Source organism: Telluribacter roseus (genome assembly GCF_017355915.2).
Taxonomy (GTDB): domain Bacteria; phylum Bacteroidota; class Bacteroidia; order Cytophagales; family Spirosomataceae; genus Telluribacter.
In genome coordinates this window covers 52,958-72,296 of the sequence record NZ_JAFEUV020000012.1, presented here as the reverse complement: position 1 = coordinate 72,296, position 19,339 = coordinate 52,958, and the positions used below count along the sequence as shown (strand labels likewise).

Sequence of the window (19,339 nt, the reverse complement as noted above, 5' to 3'; positions counted from 1 at the left end):
CAAAGAGTTATTTACAACAAATTTTATACTTTTTCTAAGAAAATGCCGGACGGTAATCCATTCAGGCACAGTGAATAGGTTTCTCTGGAGTCAGTTTGTATGTGTTGATAATACACAAAGCCGTTCAGGGTAAAAGCGGCTTCAGGCAGTCCCTAATCATATACTATACTACATTCTGATAGTAAGTACCAGCTATTTGTATTATTTTATTTATTTATTAGATTAAATTTGGTAAATTATTTTAAAATAAAACAGGCATCCGCTTCCCCCCTCTTCTGGTATCAAAGTCAAAGAATTAGTCATTGCTGCGGATCACCGAAATAGTACTATACCGGACCTGAAAAAATAAAAGCCTACTACTACTCCTACAAAACAAAACCTGGTTGCCTATGCTCAAACCTATAATTCTACCCAGTTTTAGTACACGCAGGTACGCTGCCATAGCCCGGTAGAGCCAGTAACCACAACCGGCAACGTTGTCATACGTAATCATATCCAGTACTTTTTTAGATTCTGCTTACCTAACAACCTAATTAAAATTATGAATAAACCTTTGACTCATCCCAAACCATACCACCGGCTACCAGGGCTTCTCCTGCACATTAGCCTGGCTGTTGGTGTTTCGAGCTTAGCCATGGCTACCCCCTCTGAAAGGGATAGATCCTTATTGACCGAAAGGCAAAAGATTAGTGTAGCCGACGTGACTGTGAGAGGAACCGTTACTGATGAAACAGGCGCCCCCCTACCCGGTGTAAGTATACTTGTTAAAGGTACATCCAGAGGTACTACTACGGATGTCAATGGAGCGTTTACCCTGGCCGTACCCGATCAAAGTGCGGTGCTGGTTTTCAGCTTTGTAGGATACGAAACCATGGAGATGCCCGTGGGTAACAATACTACCCTGAACGTCCAGCTAGGTACCAATGTCAGGGCGCTTAGCGAAGTGGTGGTGGTTGGATACGGTACGCAGAGCAAAAGAGATGTGACCGGCTCTATCTCTTCCCTCAACACGCAGGCGATCAAGGATATGCCCGTCACGAATATAGGTGAAGGCATGGCCGGACGTATGCCCGGCGTACTGGTACAGCAGGCGTCGGGTTCGCCGGGAAGTGGTCCTGCTATCAAGATCCGGGGATTGGGCTCGATCAGCGCCGGCAACGGTCCACTGATTGTAGTGGATGGTCAGCCCCTGAACCCGGGTGATCAGATCGAAGGAAACCTGATCAGCGGTAGTGGACTTAACCTGATCAACCCCAACGATATCGAAACCATTGATGTACTGAAAGATGCCTCAGCCACGGCTATATTTGGTTCACGCGGTTCCAACGGGGTAATTATGATAACGACCAAGCGGGGAAAAGCAGGCAAGAGCACCGTGAGCTTCGACTACTATACCGGTATTCAGGAAGTAAGCAAAACCATGGATATGCTCAATGCCCAGCAGTTTGCCGAGTTCAATAAGGATGGTACCAACAATGCCTACCTGGATCGGGTACCCGGTGCTTCAATCAATGATCCTAACAGTGCCCGTCCGGCCGGTCAGCGCTACCGGTATCCCCGAGGTGAATTTCCCAATCTGAACTTTGACGATCCGGCCAGCTTACAATCCTATGACTACCAGAGCCTGATTTTCCGGAAAGCTCCCATCAGCAACTACCAACTGGCTGCCTCCGGCGGTACTGATAAGCTACAATACATGGTATCGGGTAACTACCTGAAGCAGGATGGTATTATTAGAGAATCAGGAATCAACCGATATACGTTCCGTTCCAATATTGATGCGCAGCTCCTCCCGAGGGTGAAAGTTGGTATGAGCCTGAGCCCCAGCTATACCATGGATCGCCGGGTGAACTCGAATGGCCACTGGGCTAGTAATGGTGTGATCAATTCGGCCCTGGCGCTGGTACCGGTTATACCTGTCTTCCAGGCCGATGGCATAACCTACAACTCGCAGGCTTCGGTAGCAGCTCCTTACGACTGGCCGGGTGTAACCAATCCCGTAGCTAACATCACCGAAGCTGACAATCATGTCAATACACTTCGCCTGTTGGGAAATACCTATCTGGAAATTGGTATCTGGGATAACTTGAAGTACCGGGGTAGCATTGGCGGGGATCTTACCTTCCTGCGTCAGAACCAGTTCCGTGCGTCTACCATGCCTCTCAACCAGTTGCTTCCGCCTACTGTTAACACAGGCTCATCTATAACTAACGAAAACATCAGCTGGGTAACTAACCATGTACTTGACTACAACTTTGAGCTGGGTACTGATCACCGCTTCAGTGCGCTGGTGGGAGTGGAAGCCCAGAAGAACACCTTCGAGCTTAACCGGATCGAAGCCAATAACTTCCCTACTGATATCGTGCGTACTGTCAATGCCGGGGTAATATCAGGGGGTACTTCGCTCAAGGAGCAATGGTCAATGGCGTCTTACTTCGGTAGAGTAGGTTATACCCTGCGCGACAAGTATATCTTTAATGCCTCGGTACGCCGCGACGGTTCTTCACGCTTCGGAGCCAACAAACGCTACGGTACCTTCCCCTCGGCTTCGGTAGGCTGGCGGGTCAGCGAGGAGCCTTTCCTGAAAGATATAGCCGCTATATCGGAGCTGAAGCTGAAAGCCAGCTACGGTCTTTCGGGTAACAACGCTTTTGCCAACTATGGCTCAGTAGGTACATTGGGTATTGACAACTACGTGTTCGGGGGTGGACTCAGGAGTGGTCTGGCCACCAACCTGATCGGTAACCCAAATCTGACCTGGGAAAAGAGCCGCCAGACGGACATAGGTCTCGAGCTGGGTCTATTAAGAAACCGTATATTCCTGACCGCCGACTACTACTCTCGCATTACGTCCGATCTGCTCCTGCAGGTACAGGTACCTTCGGTAACCGGTTTTTCTTTTGCTAACCAGAACATCGGTAAGGTTGAAAACAAGGGGATGGAATTTGGCCTGATGACCCGCAATGCCGTAGGCAAATTCACCTGGACGACCGACATTAACTTCTCATTCAACCGCAACAAGGTACTGGCACTGGGGCCCACCGGTGATGCTATCCGTAGCGGATCCGGTGTAGGCGAAACCAACATCACCGTGATCGGTCAGCCCCTGGGTAACTTCTACGGCTATCAGCAGCTTGGGGTATTTCGTGATCAGGCCGACCTGGATTCGTATCCGCACTTCGCTGATGCTCGTCCCGGCGACGTGAAATTTGCGGATATCAACAATGATGGCGTACTTAATGCCAACGACCGTACGATCATTGGTAACAATCAGCCTGATTTTATCTATGGCTTTAACAACACCTTTACGTACCGGGGATTTGACCTGAGCATCGCTACCCAGGGTGTACAGGGTGGCCAAATCCTGAACCTCAGTCGTCGCTTTATCGAAAACCTGGAAGGAAACCAGAACCAGCTTACTACGGTACTGAACCGCTGGCGTTCACCGGAAGAGCCCGGTAATGGAATAGTACCCAGAGCTAACATGCGTACTACCGGAAATACCAACGCTATATCCAGCCGCTGGGTAGAAAGTGCCAGCTACTTCCGTATCCGGAACATTACCCTGGGCTACAACATTCCCCGTACTCTTTCTGAGCGTGTAAAGATTCAGAATGCCCGGGTATATGCCGGTGTACAGAATGCCTTTACTTTCAGTAAGTACCTGGGTTATAACCCCGAAGTAAGTGGGTATGAGAGCGCTTTGACGGGCGGTGTAGATTACGGTTCGTATCCGTTGGCCCGTACGTACACCATTGGCGTAAACTTCTCATTCTAAGCAATCAGGTGATAGTACCACTAATAAAGAATCAACATGAAAAAGAAAATAGTAATAGCCTTTCTGGCAGCGCTTAGCCTGACCTCCTGCCGGGAAGAGTTCCTGGACCTGAGTCCGGTTTCGACTACCAGCACCAACAACTTCTTTAAGACGCAGGCGGATATGGTTACCGCCATCAATGCCGCCTATGCCATACTACAGGCCCCCGGCCAGTACGGTAACTTCTATATAGTAGGTGAGATTCCTTCGGACAACACGACACCGGTGCTTTCGGGCTCGGTGACGGATCAGGATGAGTTTGACAAGTTCTACATCCGTACGACCAATCCGGTGCTGCTCGAGCGCTGGAATGACGGCTACCGGGGCATCTACCGTACCAATACGGTCATTGATCGTATAGGCGCGGTAAACATGAACGAAGCCCTAAAAGCCCGGATAACCGGTGAAGCCAAGTTTCTGCGCGCCCTGATGTACTTTAACATGGTGCGGGTATTTGGTGCTGTACCCCTGGTCCTGAAGGAGATTACCGATCCGGCCGAAGGGTATGAGTACGGCCGCGCGCCTGTTACCGAAGTATATGCTCAGATCATCAGGGATCTGACCGATGCCGAGAAGGTACTTCCGGCCAGCTATACAGGTACCGATATAGGCAGGGCAACCAGTGGAGCCGCCAAATCGCTACTAGGTAAGGTATACCTGACCAACCGGCAGTACGCCGAAGCCGCGGCTAAGCTCAAAGAGGTGATCGATAGCGGCCAGTATGCCTTACTTCCCAACTATGCGGATGTATTCAATGCCGCCAATGAAAACCATAAGGAGTCCATTTTTGACGTACAGTACAAGAAGGGTCTGGTACCCCGTGAGGGAAGTGGTTTTGCCAATGCATTTGCACCCGAGAACTCCGGAAACGCCGTAGTACTATTCGGAGGGGGAGGAAACAACCGCCCTACGCCCGATATGGAGCAAGCCTACGAAGCCGGCGACGTACGTCGGAATGTGTCAATGGCTACCAGCTATGTCAACGCAGCGGGTAACCGGGTGGACTACTACTTCGTGAAGAAGTACCTGGATACTCCCGTGGTATCCGGCGACTCCGACGACAACTGGCCCGTACTGCGCTACGCCGATGTGCTGCTGATGTACGCCGAGGCACTGAACGAATTGGGAAGAACCGCCGAGGCCCTCCCCTACCTCAATCAGGTCCGTACCCGTGCCGGTCTAAATGCCCTTTCGGTCACTGCACAGGAAGCGATGCGCCTGGCTATCGAGCAGGAGCGCCGGGTAGAGCTGGCTTTCGAAGGGCACCGTTGGTTTGATCTGGTCCGGACCGGACGTGCTTTGCCGGTGTTACAGGCCAAGGCGACTGCCATCGGTATCAAAACACCGCTGACGCAGAACAACCTGATCTGGCCGATTCCACAAAGCCAGATCGACATAAATCCGACCAAGATCCAGCAGAATGAGGGGTACTAAGCGGTACCTCTGGTAAAATAACAGCCGCCCTGGCATCTTGCCAGGGCGGCTGTTTTATGTAGAATATTAGGAGCAAAGGCAAGATCTGTGTATATTTAGGAGTTGTTGGGCATGTTAGTAGTAGCCATCTCTACTACCACTCGTTAATTCTGCCTGAAAGGTAGTATACCCGGTGGAACACCTGCTTTACTTATAGTGGCAACAGAGTATATTTATTACCCAGTAAATGAAATAACAGATGTTAATCGCCTTACTCAACTTCTTTAAGGGCCGTGTTACCAAAGAGGCTATCAGCGAAGTGAAGAACAATAAAAACCGGATGTCCCGTCAGGAGGCTCTTCAGCAAATGAGAAACCTGGCTTCTAAACGCGCAGATAAGGAATCCTGACCGGTTTCCTTTTGTCTTAAGGGCCTGTACGGCTACTTACCAGCCGTTGCCACTCTTCCCCTACCCTAGTTCAGCCCAAATACCTTGGCGGTATAGGCTCCAACATTCCCTACGCTGCCATCGGCCATCTTGAGGCTGATGTCGTACAGAGTCTTGTTTATTTCAGGTACAGGGTACTTTTCTACGACCAGGGCAGCCTGATCACGTCGTAGGCGAAAATCGTTCACCAGGCGGCTAAATAGCATCGTATTGGTATCATCAAGGGTAAGGGGTATCTGCTTCCCGTCCTTCAACTTGATCGTGAATTCTACATCTACATACTTGCGTCCCTTCTTGATGCCCTTGTAGTCGACTTTCAGGTCTGTTTTTTCGTTGATCTCCTTCTTCGCCACATTCAGGATCCTCCGCACGAAATCATTCCAGTTCTGGTACTGCTCCTCTCCTTTCTTTTCATCGTACAGGTGCAGCCTTTTCTTTATTTCGAGCAGGTTGAGCTTCAGGTGTCCCAGGTCCTTGTACTGCGAGAGCATTTCGTAGATCCGCTTCGCGTACTTGCTGTTGAGGCTAAGGGCCATGTGCAGCTGGAAGGTGGTAAAGTTTTTCTTGAGATCGAAGAAGTACGGGCGAATCTTGGGGTCCAGGCTGATTTCAATGATGCCCTGCCCGTAGATATATTCAGCCGATGATATTAGTGACGCCTGTAGGAGGTTGCCGTTAGGTCGGGGAATGCTCAATACACGCCCTACGAGGCTCTCAGTGGCCCGTTTGAGGTCTTCGTAGGAGTTCTTCGTGTGGGTCAGGTCCATCAGCTCCCGTACGGATATATAGTACAGCGTGTCGGACTGGTCGCTTTGCTTGAGCTGCCCCATGAGCAGGTACACAATGTTCTTCTCTAGTGCGGACATCTCATACCGGGCACTCGTAATGGCGTTGTCCTGCGTAATTAATTTATGCGCGACTTCCTGTATAACGGCTTTTTCCTTAGATTTCATGGGCGAAATGGGGAGATAACAGACGCAATATAAGAAAAACTCCTACACTACTGCGACAGTGGATAACTTTTGTCGCAATTAACTAGGTTTTTGTCGCAAGTGTTCGAGGATTCTGTCGCAGCAAACGAGGATTTTGCCGTAGTTGCTCGAGGAAAGTGTCGCACGTAACTAGGAATATGACGTACAAAACGAGGATTCTGTCGCACAAACGTCCTCTAACCCGCTCATTAACAGCGACATGTATCACCCTCAAATAACAAGTATAAATATCATAAATAAATACACAATAGATTGCTGTAGAGCTTTTAGGGTACTTTACAGTGTGGATAACTCCAGAAAGGGTAGCTAAAGCCAGAAAAAACAAAGAAAAACAAGCTTCAAGCCCTTTGAGAACAAGTAGGCCCGCCACGAGGATTTTGTCGTAGTTGGAAAGAACTGCCTCTGTACCAATGCCTTTTAGCCTTAATCGCTAGTTTAGGTAGCCTACCGGTAGATCGTAGGGCATATCCTTAGCAATGACAGCATTGCATGATCCAGATGTAGTACCTCGGCTACCTTTCCCCCACCCTGGTTCTTCCAGTATACCTTTCGTCCCACCTTAGCTTTGAAAAGTTAAATACAAGCTCCGGGCTATGTACATCTGGTAGACAAACGACTAGGAATTTGTCGTAATTAGCTATGGTAGCCAGGGATTCAGACCTCCTTTTGACGAGGTTTTTGTCGTAATTAATGTAGGCTCCTATACCCCTCTTATACCCATACAACGCGAGGATTTTGTCGTAGTACACAGAGAATCCTCATATGGTCAGCTCTGCTCTTTGACGAGGATTTTGACGCAGTTTACGATGCTGCTTTTTGTAACACTTCGCAGTATACCTGGTACCACAAGCTTCGAACCGCGAGGATTTTGTCGTAATTAGATAGTTTGGCGGTTAGGTATGCAGACTTCTGGTCATCATTAAGCAGAGCAGATAATGTTACTAGGATTTTGTCGTAAATGAGCTCGAACTATAGCGTGTCATCAGTGCTGATTTTGCTAGGATTTTGTCGTAGTTGAATACTAATACTTCAAATACATTATACATTCTGAAGTACCTGATCTTTATGAAGTGTGGCTGGATAACGCGAGGTTTTTGTCGTAGTTGACGGGTACAGGCGCTACTCGTTGTGCCATTTTCACTAGGATTTTGTCGCAGTTATCGTATTTCATCCAAGGTCTTACATATACATACCCACACTTTACCGTTGCCTTTTCGCGAGGATTTTGTCGTAATAATGTCTGTAAAAGCTTATTGTTCAACCTACTAAAGAAAAGAGGAGCATAAAGGACATTTTGACCTTTATGCTCCTCTCCTACTACATTTGTGTCCCTACTTCTTCTTTGACAGTTCTTTCAGATTCGAAGCACATTCAACGATCTCATCACATATCTTACCTATCTGACTGCCTCCTTTATCCAATTGGATAACCAGTTCCGACAACCTCTTTCTCAGTTCGGACTTTTTATCACTACCCGTATCTTTCGCTTCCGGAGCATTGGCTGGCTTACCAGTAGCTGGTACCTGTACGTACTGGGCTAGATCTTCTATCGCTTCGCCCGCTGTGATGGGTGCCTTAGCCAATTGCTGTATATCCGATTTTTTTACGTTGGCTTTACCGCTCAGTATATCCTTGCGCAGCGAAGGTGACAGCTTATCCAGCCCCTCGGCAAACTCAGCATCTCTCTTTATAGTCTTTTCACTAACATTAAACTGCTTCGCCAGGCGCTGTGAAGTAGATCCCATGGCTTCACTACCATAAGGGACATTTTGACCTTTATGCTCCTGCGACTCCTGCTCCCCCTCATAAAGGACATTTTGACCCTTATGGCTGCTGCGATCGTATTTGCCCCGGCTAATCTTCTGGGCGTTGTACTTCTTACCACGCAGGTAGGATATCTGTTCGGGTGAAAGGTTTCTACGGCCGAGCTGGTTATCGATCATGTACTCTCTTACCTCCGGGAGCGAAGGAAAAGCAACTAGGTGAATTTTGAAGTCCAGCTGATTTTTCTGACATATCCGGTAACGATTGTGCCCGTCGATCAGTATGAAATTGTGAGTACCCGGGTCACCCGACTCGCTGACATGGTTCTCGGTAGTTTCCCAGATCAGCAATGCCTCGCGACATCCTTCTTTAATGATGTTTTCTTCCAGCTGTCTGAATTCATCCTCCTGCAGGGGTGGAATCAGTTCCTCCAGCTCGGGAAGTACCTTTATCTGCCGGCGGATCTCCTCGTGCCGGAGCAGCCCCTGATCTTTTATCATTTTTTTCTCCCCAAGGAAGCTCTGGTATTTCTTCATCTGCATGATTTGTTAATAGTAGGCCGTGGCCCCTCTCCTACATGGGTTGTCTTGTACAATCTTATTTCTACTTCCGATAACTACCCGACATGAGTTCCTTGGCCAGATTCATGTAATCTTCAGCTCCGTTGGAGTGTTCGGCGTAGCTGAATATATCCTGCTGGGCTATCTGTGATTCTTTGATGGTTACGTTGTTCCGGATCTCGGTCTTGAAGATCGGGAAGTCGCCCAGGGTATTGTTGACGTACTCTATCATGTCACGGTGTACCTTCAGGCGCTTGTCTACCATGGTGAGTACGATGCCCTCTACTTTCAACTCATAGTTGATGCGATCACGGACCTGGAAGATACGGTCAAACAGGTTACTCACCCCCTTCATGGCGGAGGCTTCGGGTTGTAAGGTAATGAGGCAGGAGTTAGAAGCAACCAGGGATGAGTTGGTAAAGATATTGAGGGCCGGGGGGCAGTCGATCAGGATATAGTCGTACTGAGGTCGGAGGGGAGCCAGCGCATTACGAAGCTGATTTACTCCGCCTACGGCCTGTACGAGTTCCAGATCGGCATACGCCAGCTCCAGGTCACTGGGGGCCAGATCATAGCCTTCGGCGATGGAATACAGCGGAAGCGGCTCGCTCTGCAGCAGGGAGTTCACCACCTGGCGCTCCGGTTCATCAATGCCCAGCGCCTGGGTCAGGTTTCCCTGCGAGTCCATATCGATCAGGAGTACCCGGTTGCCTAGCAGCGACAGGGCTTTTCCCAGGTTGATGGTAGTGGTGGTTTTGCCAACGCCTCCTTTATGATTAATGATAGAAATAATTTTGGCCTTGGACTGCTGCTGGTCGCGGTACCCGTACTTGCTTACAACAGGTTGCAGAGCCTGAAGATGCTTTTCATTCAGGTTGCGTTTACCGGCTACTGCCTTGGAAAGAGTACTGGAGGGCAATCCGGCTTCTTTTTCTATAACGGAAAGGGATAAGGCTGGATTTTTCTGGAAAAACTCTACTGCTTTTTCGTGCGTGAGCATAAAATGATGATTGGGGTTAGGCGAGTTATTTAGACAAATAAAGGTTTTTAGAAGAATAATGTCAAAATTTATAGACACATTTTTCGCATTTCACGCTGTTTTTATCCATTTACTACCTCTACGTGTCTGCGAATGCTTATCCAGGCTCATAAACAGGCCAGCCTCTATATACGTAGTAATGAATATTCAGCATAGTAGGTTGAGATTGCTCTTTACTTATTTAGCTTTACGTACTTTTCTCACCTAGCTAGTGAATGACCTCAGGTTTTTCTCTTATGGATTATTTAAAGCAAGTCGAAAGCCACTACAACCGGATTGATACCGAAGCCATACCCTACCTTTCTGTAGATTGTATCATTTTTGGTTTTTATGAAAACCAATTGAAAGTACTCCTGGTCCGTTGGAAGAACACGGATGAATGGAGCCTACCGGGAGGATTTATACATAAAACAGAGTCGGTGGATGATTCGGCCAAACGGGTACTGGAAGAACGGACAGGACTGACGGATATCTTCCTGCGGCAGTTCCAGACGTTTGGTTCGGTAGAGAGGTACGATATTGAAGATACCTGGAAGCGACTGGGTCTACCTTTTAGCGAGTACCGGTGGACCAACCGTACCGTCTCCATCGGCTATTACGCGCTGGTGGATTTCTCGAAGGTAACGCCCACGCCTGACTTCCTGACCGAAGCCTGTGAGTGGCGGGATGTTGATGGACTGCCTAATCTGCTGTTCGATCATAACGCAATTATCGAATCAGCGTTGAAAACGCTTCGCATACAGCTTAACCTGCAACCCGTAGGCTACAATCTGCTTCCGGAGAAGTTTACCATGCCTGAATTGCAGCGACTCTACGAAACAATACTGGGGCGCTCGCTCGACCCCCGAAACTTTCAAAAGAAGATACTGGGGCTTCAGATCCTGGACAGGTTGAAAGAACGCCGGAAAGGAGGAGCGCACCGCTCACCGTACCTGTACAGTTTTAATAGGGAACGGTACGAGGCAGCACTCGAAGAGGGTAGTCTGATGTTCCTGTAAAATAAAATGCCCTGTTACTGCTAACAGGGCCTTTTTTATATAGGCTGGTAGATACTACTACTGCTTCACCAGCTGGATATCGGCATTGAGTCTGATTTCGTCACTGACCACCACACTACCGGCTTCGGTAACGGCATTCCAGTTAAGTCCAAACTCCTTCCGGCTGATTCGGCCGTTTACGGTGAAGCCGGCTTTAGTCTGGCCGTAGGGGTCAACTACTATTCCTCCGTGTTCGACATGTACAGTAACTGGCTTGGTTATCCCTCGTATGGTAAGGTCTCCCTGCAACTCCGCCGTATCGTCACCGGTTTGCTCGTAGGTCTTGCCCACGAAGCGGATCTGAGAGTGATTGGTGGCATCAAAAAAGTCAGGTGACTTCAGATGCGTATCACGCTGATCGTTATTGGTATTGATCGAATCAACATCCGCCGTAAAAACCAATTCAGTGACATTGCTAAAATCGTCTCCCTCCGTTTGGGCTGTTACATCAAACGTACGGAAGTACCCCGTGACGGTAGTGATCATCAGGTGCTTTACTTTAAATTGCACTTCGCTGTGCGCAGGATCCAATGTCCATGTAGCCATACTTATTCAATTTATTAGTGTAACATGTATTAATTAACTTCGCTTTACTCCATCCTGTACTTATCTACAAACTCCTGAGTGGCTTTATCTCCCTTACGGACAAATGGACGGATAATCAAACGGGTACCATTCTCATACGTAAAGAACTTATACAACCAGTTGCTGAGTACAACCAGCTTGTTCCGGAAGCCGATCAGGTACATGATATGTACAAACAGCCAGGTAACCCAGGCAAAAAAACCTCCCAGGTGAATATTACCCGGTAGGTCGGCCACGGCGCGGTTTCGGCCAATGATGGCCAGCGAACCTTTGTCGAAGTACTCAAACTCCTCCATTTGTTCGTTTCTGATCTTTCTTTTGAGATTTTTGGCGAGTAGCTTTCCCTGTTGGATGGCTGGCTGAGCTACCCCCGGGTGGCCTTTGGGGTACTTATCCGTTCGCATCAGGGCTACGTCCCCGATCGCATAGATGCCTTCGCAGCCCAGTACCTGATTGTACCGGTCAACCAGTATTTTGCCGCGTTCGACCGACTGAGCCGGTAAGCCCTCAATGACGGCTCCCGTCACACCGGCTGCCCAGATCAGCGTATGAGCCCGGATCTGTTCACCGCCTTTGAAAGTAACGGTATTGCCGTCGTAAGATTCTACCAGGGTGTTGAGGCGAATATTAATTCCCAGCTTTTCGAGGTACTTTCTGGTTTTTTCGCTGCTCTTGGGATCCATGGGAGGTAGTACACGGTCCAGGCCTTCAATGAGGTAAATGTTCATTTTTGAAAAATCCAGCCCAGGATAGTCCGAAGGCAGGATGTACCGGCGCATCTCGGCCAGCGCCCCTGCCAGCTCTACACCCGTTGGCCCCCCGCCAACGATCACGAAGTTGAGAAGGCTCTGCTGAATGTCGGGATCTTTGATCATGCTGGCCTGCTCAAAGCACTGCAGGAGCTGACTCCGGAGGTTGAGTGCATCGGGTATTTTCTTGAGCGGGAAAGCATACTTCCTGATCTGATCATTCCCGAAGTAGTTGGACTTGGTACCGGTAGCTATCACCAAATGATCGTAGTGGATATCTCCAATTACGGTGTGTACCGTCTTGGTGACCGGGTCGACGGAGGTAACGCGTACCAGCCTGAAATGAAAATCTTCGTACTCATCACTGCCAAACATCTTGCGCAGGGGTTCGGCGATGGCATCAGGCTCCAGACCGGCCGTGGCTACCTGATAGAGCAGAGGCCAGAATCCGTGGTAGTTCTGTACGTCAAACATCACCACCTGAAAATCCTTGCCTGCCAGCTTTTTAGTAAGATTTATACCACCAAAACCTCCCCCTATGATAACTACCCGTGGTTTGGTAGTTTCGGGTATATTAAGTGAAAGCTTGTCTATCTCGAGCATAGTCAATAGGTTGAAACTGATCGTGAAACGGTTAATCTATTCAGAAGGCAAAAAAGTATGCCACGTACAGCCAGGGGGCAGGATCAGAAGGACCCGTATTGGGCTGCGGCCTAAAATCCTCATTCTACCCGGGCCGGAGCTGACACGGCTACTACCTACTGCTATGATTACTAAATACGTATAGACCGGTAAATGTTTAGATCCTCAGGTATATGATGCTGACTACTCTCGTAGCTATACGGCCTTTAAGAGTGCAGATTAAGAGGAAAGCGTATCCGGAACAGCGTACCCTTGCCCGGGAATGTCTCTACATCCATGGTGGCCGACAGCATCTCACACAACCGCTTCACAATGTACAATCCCACACCTTCGCCCCCCTCACCGGTCTTAAGAGGATTGTTCTTGAGCATGTACTCATTATACCCTACCGTCTGGGTTATATCAATGCTCTTTGCATCCTCTTTGTTGAAGATGGCCGTGTTTTCGAGGGGGGGCTTCAGGTGATTGACCAGCAGGGATACCAGCCCTTCGGGTAACCCCGGCCCGGAGTCCTGTACAGTCAGGGTCCAGCGGGACTCGCTCTCGGTAGCCCAGGTAACCGATACTACGCCCGAAGGTGTATAATGGAGCGCATTCAACAGCAGATTCTGGACGATACGTTTGATTTTAACTTCATCGGTAGTGACCAGGAGCTGCCGGGGTCCATCGGCGAGTAGCTTTATACCCCGTTCATCTGCCAGGGGGGTAGTACTTTCTACAAGCTCAAAGAGCAGGTGAGAAGCATCAAAGGTTGTGATTTCAAGTTTTTCCTGACCTGCATCAAGTCGGGCCAGGCTCATGAGCTGCTGTAGCATACCCTGGACATTCTGCAGGTTACGGTTGAGCATTTCTATGAGCTGCCTGCGTTCCTCGTCTGATTTGCCTTCCATGTCCAGCATAAAGGCCGCACTTTGGATGATGCTCATACTGCCGCGCAGGTCATGGGAGGATGTACGCAGTATATCGTCCCTTTCCCGCGAAAGCTCGTTGAGCCGGTTAAAAGCATTTTCCAGATTGGCCGCACGGCTGGCCGCTTGCAGGTGCTGTAACTCATCAAATCGGCTGGCACTTCCATCTATAGTTTCGCCCATAATCCCAATCAGCAGGTTATAGGCTTTTTTTATTACGGTGGCTGACGTTTCCGGATACAATTGCCAGTACCGGTCCAGTTCATCGGCCAGGCATTGGTACAGATATTTAATTTCTATAAGCAGGTACCTAAACAAAAAGCCATTATGCCAGCGGTGGAGGCCATGCTGGCTGCTGATCATAGTCGGATCATCCGTTTTTGTGATATCCTGTAATCGTAGTTCATAGATATCCAGGAGTAGTGGTACCAGATTGTTGAACTCCTCACGTGACATAGTCCTGAGCGAGGGCAGATTGATGTCTTCTTCACAGGTTCTGCGCCAGTTGTTCAGGATAGCCTCCCGTCGACTGAATAAGTAGGAGGCCAGATGCGCCGGCTGTTCATTTCTTTCAGTTGCTGCCATGGATATGCTCGTATGAATTACATGATTTCAACTAGTAGGATACTTATTACATAAGGATTCTGCAACCATTGCCATAGAATAGGCTACTTGATAGCCCTCATGGCATCATATTTTACATAGTAAGCAATGAATAGAGCCCAATAGTGAAAAATTAAGCCTACCTTACTTTGGTATTTACAGATTGTTTGCTGCTAATAAGGTAATGGAGCTCTATACTAGATACAACAGCTAAAACACCCCCTTGTTAAGTAATGAACTATAATCGTTCACATATATTAATCGTTGAAGACAACCGGGATCACTGGTTTATTATAGAATCAGCGCTCAAAGACCGGTTACCAGATGTTGAACCCGTACTGGCAATCAATGGGGAAGAAGCGCGCACATACCTGCAGAATTGCCTGGATAGCAGGGCCAATCTGCCCAAGATCATACTCCTGGACTTGTACCTGCCCACGCGTGAGCAGGGGTGGCAGCTATTAAGAGAACTAAAAAAGGAAGGATCGCCCTTTGTACAGGTACCGGTGGTAATCCTTAGCTTCTCAAAGGATACCAATGATATTGCGGAAGTGTATAATTACGGCGCTACGGCGTACCTGGTGAAGCCGACGGATTATAACAGCTGGCTGAAGTACTTTGAAACCTTGCGCCAGTACTGGTGGGATACGGTTACACTGCCTGGCGATAGATTGTAACCGGAATAGGATAGGAGTCAGGACCATAGTAATGGGTCCTGACCCCTGTTTGCTTTAGATCTCCCTGCTGTGGGTCTGGGCATCCACCACCGCGATGGCTACCATATTGACGATGTCACGGGTAGATGAACCCAGCTGCAGGATGTGAACCGGCTTGCGCATACCCATCAGGATGGGCCCGATGGTTTCGGCTCCACCTATCTCCTGTAATAGTTTATAGGCAATGTTTCCGGAGTTCAGATCCGGGAATATAAGGGTATTAGCTCCTTTCTCGGCCAGCTGGCTGAATGGGTAGTGGTCCTGCAGCAGGTTTTTGTTTACGGCTGTATTGGCCTGAATCTCACCATCTATGATCAGCTCCGGGTACTTCTTTTTGGCAATTTTGACGGCTTCGGCTGCCTTGGAAGGTATGGGGCCCCGGCTGGATCCAAAGTTGGAGTAGGAGAGTACCGCCATACGTGGCTCCGCATCAAAGAACCGCACGGCCTTGGCCGACAATCCAATAATATCACAGAGCTCTTCGGCGGTAGGGTCTACATTCACCGTAGTATCAGCGAGGAAGTAGGGCGATTTGTGGGTCTGTACAATGTACATACCGGCTACCCGGTTGACGCCGTCTTCTACCCCTATGACGTGCAGGGCCGGCAGGATGGTCTTGGAGTAATCGCGGGTAAGCCCCGAGATAAGGGCATCAGCCTGGTTGGTCTCGACCATCAGGCTACCAAAGTAGTTGCGCGAAAGTACCGCCTGACGGGCATCCAGCAGGGTCATCCCCTTGCGGTTGCGCTTCTGGTAGAGGACCTGCGCAAACTCTTCAAGCATAGTTTCTTCCTTAGTCGGATCAATGATGGTAGCCTCCGACAGGTCCAGACCGTGTTCTCTGATGATAGTCTTGATCTTTTCCTGGTTACCGAGCAGGATAGGGTGGGCGATTTTCTGCTCCAGCACCTGCTGAGCCGCTTTCAGGATCTTGATGTGGTCCGCTTCGGCAAAAACAATCCGTTTGGGACTCTTTTTGGCCTGCGCTACGATGCGGTTCATCAGCTTCTGGTCGATACCAATGCGCTCCATAAGCTCCTGCTCGTATTGATCCCAGTTTTCGATATGGTGGCGCGCTACTCCCGACTCCATGGCCGCACGAGCCACGGCTGGGCTTACGTGGGTAATCAGTCGGGTGTCCAGAGGCTTGGGGATCAGGTACTCCTTCCCGAATGTAATGGTACTATCGCCGTAGGCTTTGGTAACCAGCTCAGGAACAGGCTCTTTGGCGAGCTCGGCCAGGGCCTTTACGGCGGCCAGCTTCATGGCTTCGTTGATCTCCGTAGCCCGTACGTCCAGCGCTCCCCTGAATATATACGGGAAGCCCAGTACGTTATTGACCTGATTGGGATGATCCGAACGACCCGTAGCCATAATGAGGTCTTCCCGGATCGACATCGCCAGGTCATAGGCTATTTCGGGGTCCGGATTGGCCAGGGCAAATATGATCGGGTCTTTGGCCATGAGCTTCACGTACTCCGGCGGTAGTACATTACCCGCCGACAGTCCAATGAATACATCCGCCCCGCCCATCGCTTCCTCGAGGGTACTTATATTTCGTTTGGTAATGAACTGCGTACGGTACGGGTCCAGGTCCTGACGGTCGGCGTTGATGATACCATCTTTGTCAAACACGACCACGTTCTCCACGTTCAATCCCAGTGACAGGTACAGTTTCAGGCAGGAAATAGCGGCCGCACCGGCCCCATTCATGACCATCTTGATGGTACTGATGTCCTTGTTGACGAGCTCCAGCGCGTTGAGCAGGGCCGCACTCGATATGATAGCCGTACCGTGCTGGTCGTCGTGCATGAGCGGGATATTCATCTGCTCCCGCAGGGCCGTTTCGATCTGAAAGCATTCGGGCGCCTTAATGTCTTCCAGGTTGATACCCCCGAAGGTAGGCTCCAGCGACCGCACTATGCGGATAAACTCGTCCGGGTCGGTGCAGTTAATCTCGATGTCAAATACATCAATCCCCGCAAATTTCTTGAAAAGTACTCCCTTTCCCTCCATCACCGGTTTGGAAGCGTCAGGACCAATATTGCCCAGACCCAGTACGGCGGTACCGTTGGAGATAACACCTACCAGATTACCCTTTGACGTGTACTTATAAGCGTCATCTTTGTTATTGGCTATTTCCTTGCAGGGTTCGGCTACACCGGGAGAGTAGGCCAAGGCCAGGTCCAGCTGGGTACTCAGCATTTTAGTGGGCACCACCTCTATCTTTCCGGGTTGATCATGCTGGTGATAGTTCAGGGCGTCCTGTTTGTTGATCTTTATCATGGTACTTGTTGAGTGAAGTGTCGCAATAGTAGTGATGATTTGGCTACAAAATGCTTTTCCGGATCAAAAGTAAACTCAATTTCCTGATTTGAAGCACTGAATATCCTATAGTATGAAATTAAGGTACTCTGTGCAGAGACTACTCAGAGAAAGTATTCAGCAGGTAGTCAGGTAGTAAACCCGATTAAAGGAGGATGTTCACGAACAAAAAAAGCGGACAACCCAAAACGCCCTGTCTGTAGTTGTCCGCCCTGTACCTAAGTCAGTATATTAATCCGGCTCGTATACCGGCGTGGTTTCTTTATTTTTGTTCTTAATGAGGAAGGATGACAGAAATCCTACCAGAAAAATAGTCATGGTGCCGAACACAATGGCTAGGTAGCCATGGAAGGGGCTTACCCACTCACTATCTGAAAAAAAGATAGGGGAGAGGCTCATCCACAGGATTATAATCAGGCCTAGTACTACCCCCACAACGGCCCCTTTCCGGTTGATCTTTTCTACGAACGCCCCCAGTAGGAACAGCCCCAGCATACCCCCGCTGAATACCGACGCCATTTTCCACCATGCATCCAGCGCGCTCTTGACGTCGATCATGGCGATAGCGATCAGGATGCCCAGCACACTTATGACAAACGAAGTACCATACAGTACCTTCATGGAAGCCTGATCCGTAACCTCCGAACGGCTAAAACGCTTATAGTAATCGGTCAGAAAAACCGTAGCCGAGCTATTGATACTCGTCGAAACCGTACTCATACCGGCCGCGAAGATGGAGGCGATCAGCAGGCCGGTTAGTCCGGGAGGTAGTTTGTCAACTATAAAGTAGGGGAAAACCCGGTCGCTCATGGCAGAGTCGCGAAGGGTGGCCGGAAGAGCCTCCGGTACGGCCGTGTAGTAGGAAAACAGCGAGGTACCTATCATAAAAAACAGAAATGATACCGGCAGGTACAGGAGCCCGCCAAAAAATGCCGAGCGCTTGGCTTCGCTGTCCGAACGGGAGGCCATGTACCGCTGTACGTAGTTCTGGTCAATGCCGTAGTTCTGAAGGTTGATAAAGATACCGTAGATCAGTACCACCCAGAAGGTAGATTCGGTAAGGCTCGTCCCGAAGCTACCCAGGCTGAACTTATCGTGCTGACTGGCAATGGTAAATACCTGAGCGGGACCTTCGGGCATCAGGTACCAAATGTACAGCAGGCACATCAGGGCACCGGTTATAAGTACGATCCCCTGGATGGCGTCCGTCCACATTACCGCTTGTATACCTCCCAGCAGCGAATATACCATTACCGTTAGGCCCGTCACCACGATGATAGTCACAATGTCCCATCCCAGCAGGGTAGTCACCGGCAGCGCGAGTAGGTACAGAATGGTACCTATCCGCATGATCTGGGTGAGCAGGTAACAGGCTGATACATAGATGCGTGCCCATAGTCCAAACCGCATCTCCATGTAGGCATAGGCCGACGGACTGTTGATCCGGCGGTAGAGCGGTACAAAAAACTTAACCGCCATGATGGACGAAATAGGCAGCGATAAGCTGAATACGAAGGCGTTCCAGTTGGACAGGTAGGCTGTACCCGGCAGCGCCAGAAAACTGATACTACTTACGAAGGTAGCAAAGATGGACATGGTCACTACCCAGGCGGGAAAGTTACTGTTGCCCAGGGTAAAGGCCGATGAGGAGTTACTCCTGGCATAGAACGAGCTCCCAAAGAGGGTGATCCCCCCCATGTAGAATACAAAGACCAGTAGATCCGTTAGTTGCAGATTCATA

At 49.5% G+C, this 19,339-nt stretch carries 13 protein-coding genes; 5 read left to right on the top strand and 8 right to left on the bottom strand.

Annotated features, from left to right (window positions below; all coding sequences use genetic code 11):
• Positions 1 to 541: 541 nt before the first annotated feature.
• From JTN23_RS19640 to JTN23_RS19630, 3 genes are all read left to right on the top strand, one after another.
• Positions 542 to 3,778, top strand: coding sequence for a SusC/RagA family TonB-linked outer membrane protein (locus tag JTN23_RS19640; protein WP_247236741.1), 3,237 nt, complete (start codon positions 542 to 544; stop codon positions 3,776 to 3,778).
• A gap of 36 nt (positions 3,779 to 3,814) precedes the next feature.
• Entirely contained in the window at positions 3,815 to 5,251 is a 1,437-nt protein-coding gene (locus tag JTN23_RS19635) for a RagB/SusD family nutrient uptake outer membrane protein (protein WP_247236740.1), read from the top strand.
• A gap of 238 nt (positions 5,252 to 5,489) precedes the next feature.
• A complete protein-coding gene (locus JTN23_RS19630) occupies positions 5,490 to 5,639 on the top strand; it encodes a hypothetical protein (protein WP_247236739.1) in 150 nt (49 codons plus the stop codon).
• A gap of 65 nt (positions 5,640 to 5,704) precedes the next feature.
• Here the strand turns inward: JTN23_RS19630 and JTN23_RS19625 are convergent, their stop codons facing one another.
• From JTN23_RS19625 to JTN23_RS19615, 3 genes are all read right to left on the bottom strand, one after another.
• The gene (locus JTN23_RS19625) at positions 5,705 to 6,631 is read right to left on the bottom strand and encodes a replication initiation protein (RefSeq protein WP_247236738.1); all 927 of its coding nucleotides are present in this window, start codon (positions 6,629 to 6,631) and stop codon (positions 5,705 to 5,707) included.
• Positions 6,632 to 8,001: 1,370 nt separating this feature from the next.
• Complete coding sequence (locus JTN23_RS19620; protein ID WP_247236737.1) at positions 8,002 to 8,976, bottom strand: ParB N-terminal domain-containing protein; 975 nt, start codon at positions 8,974 to 8,976, stop codon at positions 8,002 to 8,004.
• Between the two features lie 61 nt (positions 8,977 to 9,037).
• Positions 9,038 to 9,994, bottom strand: a complete 957-nt coding sequence (locus JTN23_RS19615; protein ID WP_247236736.1) for a ParA family protein — start codon at positions 9,992 to 9,994, stop codon at positions 9,038 to 9,040.
• A 275-nt stretch (positions 9,995 to 10,269) separates the two neighbouring features.
• Here JTN23_RS19615 and JTN23_RS19610 point away from each other — a divergent pair, with 275 nt between their 5' ends.
• On the top strand, positions 10,270 to 11,031 hold the full coding sequence (locus JTN23_RS19610) for an NUDIX hydrolase (protein ID WP_247236735.1): 762 nt from the start codon (positions 10,270 to 10,272) through the stop codon (positions 11,029 to 11,031).
• Positions 11,032 to 11,088: 57 nt separating this feature from the next.
• Here JTN23_RS19610 and JTN23_RS19605 read toward each other — a convergent pair whose 3' ends face one another.
• The 3 genes from JTN23_RS19605 to JTN23_RS19595 all read right to left on the bottom strand — a co-directional run bounded on the left by JTN23_RS19605 (position 11,089) and on the right by JTN23_RS19595 (position 14,539).
• Positions 11,089 to 11,616 carry a YceI family protein gene (locus JTN23_RS19605; RefSeq protein WP_247236734.1) on the bottom strand — a complete coding sequence of 176 codons (528 nt, stop codon included), beginning with the start codon at positions 11,614 to 11,616 and terminating at the stop codon, positions 11,089 to 11,091.
• A 44-nt stretch (positions 11,617 to 11,660) separates the two neighbouring features.
• Positions 11,661 to 13,007, bottom strand: a complete 1,347-nt coding sequence (locus JTN23_RS19600; protein ID WP_247236733.1) for an NAD(P)/FAD-dependent oxidoreductase — start codon at positions 13,005 to 13,007, stop codon at positions 11,661 to 11,663.
• A gap of 245 nt (positions 13,008 to 13,252) precedes the next feature.
• Positions 13,253 to 14,539: a sensor histidine kinase gene (locus tag JTN23_RS19595; RefSeq protein WP_247236732.1), complete on the bottom strand. Its 1,287-nt coding sequence runs from the start codon at positions 14,537 to 14,539 to the stop codon at positions 13,253 to 13,255.
• A gap of 251 nt (positions 14,540 to 14,790) precedes the next feature.
• Here JTN23_RS19595 and JTN23_RS19590 point away from each other — a divergent pair, with 251 nt between their 5' ends.
• Positions 14,791 to 15,234, top strand: coding sequence for a response regulator (locus tag JTN23_RS19590; protein WP_247236731.1), 444 nt, complete (start codon positions 14,791 to 14,793; stop codon positions 15,232 to 15,234).
• 54 nt (positions 15,235 to 15,288) lie between these two features.
• Here the strand turns inward: JTN23_RS19590 and JTN23_RS19585 are convergent, their stop codons facing one another.
• Together JTN23_RS19585 and JTN23_RS19580 are read right to left on the bottom strand one after the other, a co-directional pair.
• Positions 15,289 to 17,559, bottom strand: a complete 2,271-nt coding sequence (locus JTN23_RS19585; protein WP_247236730.1) for an NADP-dependent malic enzyme — start codon at positions 17,557 to 17,559, stop codon at positions 15,289 to 15,291.
• A 270-nt stretch (positions 17,560 to 17,829) separates the two neighbouring features.
• A complete protein-coding gene (locus JTN23_RS19580; protein ID WP_247236729.1) occupies positions 17,830 to 19,338 on the bottom strand; it encodes a sodium:solute symporter family protein in 1,509 nt (502 codons plus the stop codon).
• Position 19,339: the final 1 nt, after the last annotated feature.